Here is a 5,165-nt window from a genome sequence, read left to right on the forward strand (position 1 = left end):
GCTACGGCGCAGGCAGACAGCATGGCCGAGCCCTGCCCTTTGATCAGCTCCGCACGATAAGCATCGCCGTCTTTCACCAGACGCACGCGCTGAAATTCGCGCCGCGGCTCGGCTTTGGTTTTGACAAATCCGGCACGCACGCTAATCGCACGAGGCAAAGGCTCGGAATCGCCGGCAAGACGGCGTAGCGCCGGTGCCACCAGTTGATGAAAGGTCACAAAGGTTGCCACCGGGTTGCCCGGCAACATAAAGACATGCGCCCGCCCGGCACGCCCCCAGGCAAAAGGTTTACCGGGCTTGATGGCAAGTTTCCAGGCGCTTATTTCGCCGATAGCTTCCAGCGCGGCACGCAAATGATCCTCCTCCCCCACCGAGACGCCACCCGAAGTCAGGATGACATCACTCTCTTGACTCGCCTGCACCAGTGCAGCGCCGGTCGTGGCGGCATCGTCAGGCAGAATGCCGCCATCGGTCACATCAAGTTCGAAGCGCGAGAGCCATGCCAGCAACTGGTAGCGGTTGGCGTCGAAAATCTTGCCCGCCATTAATTCGCCACCCGGTTCGATCAGCTCGTTGCCGCTGGAAAACACTGTCACCTGCAAACGCGGCCGCACCGGCAAAACTGCGTAACCCTGACTTGCAGCCAGAGCGATTGCAGCGGGCCCCAGCAAGGTGCCGGCCGCCAGCAATACCGCGCCGGCAGCATACTCCTCCGCCTGCATGCGCATATGCTGCCCAACTCTGGCAGGCTGATGCAGCGCAACGACGTGACCATCCCGTGTTGTATCCTCTTGCGGCACCACAGCGGTGGTACCCAATGGCAATGGCGCACCGGTAAAGATGCGCACCGCCTCTCCTTTGGAGATGGTCATGTTCGCAACTTCACCCGCAGCGACTCTATGCACCACGTTGAAGTGCAATGCCTCACCGGCCGGATCATGGATGGCATAACCATCCATGGCACTATTGTCGAACTGGGGCGAGTCAAAGCGCGCCAGCAAGTTTTCAGCCAGACGCCGACCCGACGCATGCGCCAGCGAAACCTGCTCACACCCCTCTTTAGGCGTCAGATTTGCAAGCAACTGGGCAAGTGCGGCGTGATAATCAAGCATGTTCGGGTCCTGTCGCGGAGGTTTTTAAAAAATAAGTTTCTAGTGCAGCCAAAGCAGCTACATCATTTGCATTGGCAAATGCAGCCGCATCCGCAAAATAGGCGGGGATAGCGTGAATACTGGCCAGCCAGTGGCGTACGGCGCGCTGCCCGGCATTCAGGCTGTTGACGATGGTAGCCAGCGCAGTGCGGCGCGCCAGTAAAATGACAGGCTGGGGCCCTTCGGCGGTCTCGGCATAAACCGCCCCTGCATACGGTGCGGCTTGCAAAGCCGACATCAGCACGGACAGCAAATCGCGTGGCAGACAGGGCATATCACAAGGCACCACCAACAGGTAATTTACGGTGGAAGGCAAGGCGGCTTCCACGCTGACAAGCCCTGCCAGCGGCCCCTGCCCTGCCCACCGGGGCAAATCGGTTACCACAGTCCCCAAGGCCGCATACTCGTCCAACGAGCGATTGGCGCTTAGCAGTAGCACATCGACTTGCGGGCGCAAGCGCTCGGCTACATGCCAAGACAAGGCCTTGTCCGCAAGCCGTACCTGCCCCTTGTCTACCCCGCCCATGCGCAACCCCTGACCACCGGCCAGCAATAAGCCGGCGATCACGTATTTCCATCCCAGCGCTTGGCTGCGGTTTCGTCCGAGGCTTTTGCCTCCACCCAGGACTGGCTGCCATCAATGAATTCTTCACGCTTCCAGAACGGTGCGCGGGTTTTCAGGTAATCCATCAGAAATTCAGCGCCGGCAAAAGCCGCCTCGCGATGCGCACTGGCAACCAGCACCAGCACAATGCCTTCACCGACACCCAAGCGCCCTACACGATGAATAATGCGGCAGGCCGTCAAAGGCCAGCGCGTTGCGGCTTCTTGTGCAATACGCGCAATTTCATCTTCGGTCACGCCGGGGTAATGCTCCAGATGCAGCGCAGCCAAAGGCAATTCGGCATCCAGCCCGCGCACCCGTCCCTGAAAACCCACCAGCGCCCCGGCATCCCCCGCCTCGGCCAAAATGCGCTCTTCTTCGTAAGCGCTCACGAAAGCTGCTTTGCGTACCGTAATATCCAGCCACATATCAGCCTCCGGTCACCGGCGGCAAAATGCCGACTTCGGCCCCATCCGGAATCTCGACGGTGCCATGGCGAATTTCCCGGTCCACCACCACACGAAACACCTTGCCCGGTGCCAGCGCGGCAGCCCAGTCGTCACCACGCGCGCGCAGCAAAGTCAGCAAATTCTCGCTATTTCCGTCAGCCCATGGCAGCATTTCTTCATCGCGCCCCAAGGCTTCACGTAAAAACCCGAAGTAAAGAATCTTGATCATGTCTCGCTTACCTGTTGTTGCCACCAGTGGATGATAAAGTCGGCGATCTGGTTGGTTTGATTGAGATCCAACACCGGACAAGGTGCGACTAGTGCTACATCGCTCGCGACGGCAATGACGTGTTTGTCCGTCATATACAGGGCAGACTTACCCAGCGCCGGCCGGTAGACTTCCAGCTTGGGCACTTCGGCCCATTTTTGGCCTTCCAGCAAGACCAGATCGCAAGGCGCGAGCAGTGCCAACTGCGCACCTAGGGCCAGTTGCGAAGCTGTTTCGGCAAAAACAGCATACGATTTTGGCGTCACCACCATCACCTGCGCCGCGCCGGCACGGCGATGGCGGTAACTATCCTTGCCCTGCGTGTCGAACTCGATCGCATGATGGCTATGTTTAATGACCGAGACGGTCAAGCCGCGCTCCGCCAGGAGCGGCAGCATGGCCTCGATCAGTGTAGTCTTGCCGCAGCCGGAAAATCCGGCCACGCCCAGTACAATTGCCATGCAACCTCCATACGATGACGGTTAGAATACGGCATCTTGCTACTCGAAAAAAGCGCCAACCATGCCAGCACTTACCCATTTTGATGCCGCCGGACAAGCCCATATGGTTGATGTCGGTGCCAAAAACGAAACCCGGCGCGTGGCGGTTGCCACCGGCCATATCAGCATGCTGCCGGCTACCTTTGCGCAACTGCTGGCAGGCAATAACAAAAAGGGTGATGTAATCGGCATCGCCCGCATCGCCGCTATTCAGGGCGCCAAGCGTTGTGCCGATCTGATTCCGCTATGCCACCCGATTGCTCTGACCCGGGTCGCAGTTGAATTCATGCCCGAGGTTGAGCATCATCGTCTGCATATTCAGGTAACGGCAGAAACGGTGGGGCGCACCGGCGTAGAAATGGAAGCGCTTTGCGCCGTCAACGCCGGCCTGCTCACCGTTTACGACATGCTCAAGGCTATTGATCGCGGCATGCAAATCGGCGGGGTTCGTCTCTTGGAAAAACAGGGTGGCAAAAGCGGGCACTGGCACGCCGCGCAAAGCTAAACCTCAGCCTTGGCCGCACACCCTGCAGTCCGGGTCGCGGCCAAAGTGCAACTCGCGCCAGTTGGCACTTAGCGCGTCATAAGTAATCAGCCGCCCGATAGGCGAGCGACCTATCCCCATCACCAGCTTAAGGGCTTCCACCGCCTGTTGTGCCCCAATGACACCAACTAGCGGCGAAAAAACGCCAAATGCCGCGCACGCGCCATCACTAGCTTCCGCGCCGCCAAACAGGCAGTGATAACAAGGCGCGCCCTCGGTACGCGCATCCACAACCAGTAACTGGCCATCAAAACGCACTGCAGCGCCCGATACCAGCGGTGTTTTGCTGGCAACGGCGGCCACGTTGACTGCTTGCCGGGTACTGTAATTGTCGGAGCAATCAAGCACCACATCCACCCCTGCCATCCAGCCCGAAAGATCCAAGGCAGTCAAACGCCGAGTCAATACCTCGGCGCGTATGCCGGAATTGATACGGCGCACAGCGTCCGCAGCCGCTTCGGCTTTGTGACGACCAAGATCCGCTTCGCCATACAGTACCTGACGCTGCAAATTGGACAGTTCGATTACATCGTCGTCAGCCAGAATCAGCCGCCCGATGCCGGATGCCGCCAGAAACGGGATGGCCGCCGCACCAAGACCGCCACACCCGACGACCAGCACCCGCGCATCCTGCAGTTTTTGCTGACCCGTCAGGTCAATTTCTTTCAATAACAGATGCCGGCTATAGCGCAGCAGTGCGTGGTCATCCATGCCAGACAACTTTCCATCTATTTCAAGAAAAACAGCGTATTGTTTCATGCCGGCACGGGCATGGACAATACGCCGAATGGCGAAGACGGCGTTTTATCCGTCTACACCACTAAAGCGGTCGACCTGAGAGACCAGCTCTGCTGCAGTCTGATTCAATCGTGCGGCCAGTTGCGCCGACTCGGTCACCTGCAGCATATTCTCCTCGGCCAATTCGGCAATGCGACTAATATTGACAGCGACATCGGTACTGGCACTGGACTGTTCACGCATGGCCAGTGCGGTTTCCTCACTTTTACCCGAGGATGCCGTGGCCTGTTGACGAATAGTCGCCAAATCTTCGGTGCTCAATTCGACTAGCGTCAGACCTTCATCCATCGCGAACTGTGCGGCCTTTAGTTGATTAGAAGCCGCTTGTGTACCTTGTCCGATGGCATTCACCAGTGTGGCAATATTAAGGGTTTCCTGACTGGTGCGTTCGGCCAGTTTTCTGACTTCATCGGCAACCACAGCAAACCCCCGGCCACTCTCCCCAGCGCGTGCTGCCTCGATAGCGGCATTGAGTGCCAACAGATTGGTTTGATCCGCGATGTCACGAATAGCCGTAATGATGCTACCGATCTGCTGCGACTGCACCGACAAATCAGACACCATACGCCCACCCTCCTCCAGCGCACTGGCCGTGCCACGTATGGCTAGTGAAGTCTGTGACATGCGCACACGGCCTTCCTCGACACTACACACCATGGCATGTACTGCATGTAAATTGAATTCGGTATTGTCACTCACCGATGCAATCCCCACGGACATCTGCTCAATCGCAGCGGCGATCTGACTGGAGGATGCACTTTGCTGGTCAGCCGCATGCGCAGCCCGCTCCGACACGGTAGTCAAGCCTCGTGCAGCATCAAGCAATTCATGCGTATTAGCCTTGACAGCCC

Annotated in this window: 8 protein-coding genes; 1 reads left to right on the forward strand and 7 read right to left on the reverse strand. The window is 58.3% G+C overall.

The genetic code is table 11. The features are described 5' to 3' along the window. From ACRC1E_RS05730 to mobB, 5 genes are all read right to left on the reverse strand, one after another. On the reverse strand, positions 1–1,112 hold a 1,112-nt coding region (locus ACRC1E_RS05730), incomplete at its 3' end, for a molybdopterin molybdotransferase MoeA (protein ID WP_438514150.1). After that, positions 1,105–1,719 (reverse strand): molybdenum cofactor guanylyltransferase MobA, encoded by a 615-nt coding sequence (gene mobA / locus ACRC1E_RS05735; protein ID WP_438514151.1) that lies wholly within the window; start codon positions 1,717–1,719, stop codon positions 1,105–1,107. The genes mobA and ACRC1E_RS05730, both read right to left, overlap by 8 nt. Next, on the reverse strand, positions 1,716–2,183 hold the full coding sequence (locus ACRC1E_RS05740; RefSeq protein WP_438514152.1) for a molybdenum cofactor biosynthesis protein MoaE: 468 nt from the start codon (positions 2,181–2,183) through the stop codon (positions 1,716–1,718). Before ACRC1E_RS05740 ends, mobA begins: the two co-directional genes overlap by 4 nt. Before the next feature lies 1 nt (position 2,184). Next, positions 2,185–2,433: a MoaD/ThiS family protein gene (locus tag ACRC1E_RS05745; RefSeq protein WP_438514153.1), complete on the reverse strand. Its 249-nt coding sequence runs from the start codon at positions 2,431–2,433 to the stop codon at positions 2,185–2,187. Continuing rightward, positions 2,430–2,933 (reverse strand): molybdopterin-guanine dinucleotide biosynthesis protein B, encoded by a 504-nt coding sequence (gene mobB, locus ACRC1E_RS05750; protein WP_438514154.1) that lies wholly within the window; start codon positions 2,931–2,933, stop codon positions 2,430–2,432. The genes ACRC1E_RS05745 and mobB overlap by 4 nt, the downstream gene beginning before the upstream one ends. A 61-nt stretch (positions 2,934–2,994) precedes the next feature. Here mobB and moaC point away from each other — a divergent pair, with 61 nt between their 5' ends. Beyond that, positions 2,995–3,477: a cyclic pyranopterin monophosphate synthase MoaC gene (gene moaC / locus ACRC1E_RS05755; RefSeq protein ID WP_438514155.1), complete on the forward strand. Its 483-nt coding sequence runs from the start codon at positions 2,995–2,997 to the stop codon at positions 3,475–3,477. Positions 3,478–3,480: 3 nt separating this feature from the next. On the opposite strand, the gene ACRC1E_RS05760 is transcribed toward moaC, so the two are convergent. Continuing rightward, a complete protein-coding gene (locus tag ACRC1E_RS05760; protein WP_438514156.1) occupies positions 3,481–4,227 on the reverse strand; it encodes a HesA/MoeB/ThiF family protein in 747 nt (248 codons plus the stop codon). Positions 4,228–4,320: 93 nt separating this feature from the next. Then, a partial coding sequence (locus ACRC1E_RS05765; protein ID WP_438514157.1) for a methyl-accepting chemotaxis protein occupies positions 4,321–5,165 on the reverse strand: 845 nt, incomplete at its 5' end.

Source organism: Craterilacuibacter sp., assembly GCF_051659485.1.
In the GTDB taxonomy this organism is placed as follows: Bacteria; Pseudomonadota; Gammaproteobacteria; order Burkholderiales; family Chromobacteriaceae; genus Craterilacuibacter.

Coding starts and splice junctions, on each gene's coding strand:
- mobB (WP_438514154.1), bottom strand. CDS start 2,933: ATGGCAATTGTACTGGGCGTGGCCGGATTTTCCGGCTGCGGCAAGACT.
- ACRC1E_RS05760 (WP_438514156.1), bottom strand. CDS start 4,227: ATGGATGACCACGCACTGCTGCGCTATAGCCGGCATCTGTTATTGAAA.
- ACRC1E_RS05740 (WP_438514152.1), bottom strand. CDS start 2,183: ATGTGGCTGGATATTACGGTACGCAAAGCAGCTTTCGTGAGCGCTTAC.
- ACRC1E_RS05745 (WP_438514153.1), bottom strand. CDS start 2,433: ATGATCAAGATTCTTTACTTCGGGTTTTTACGTGAAGCCTTGGGGCGC.
- moaC (WP_438514155.1), top strand. CDS start 2,995: ATGCCAGCACTTACCCATTTTGATGCCGCCGGACAAGCCCATATGGTT.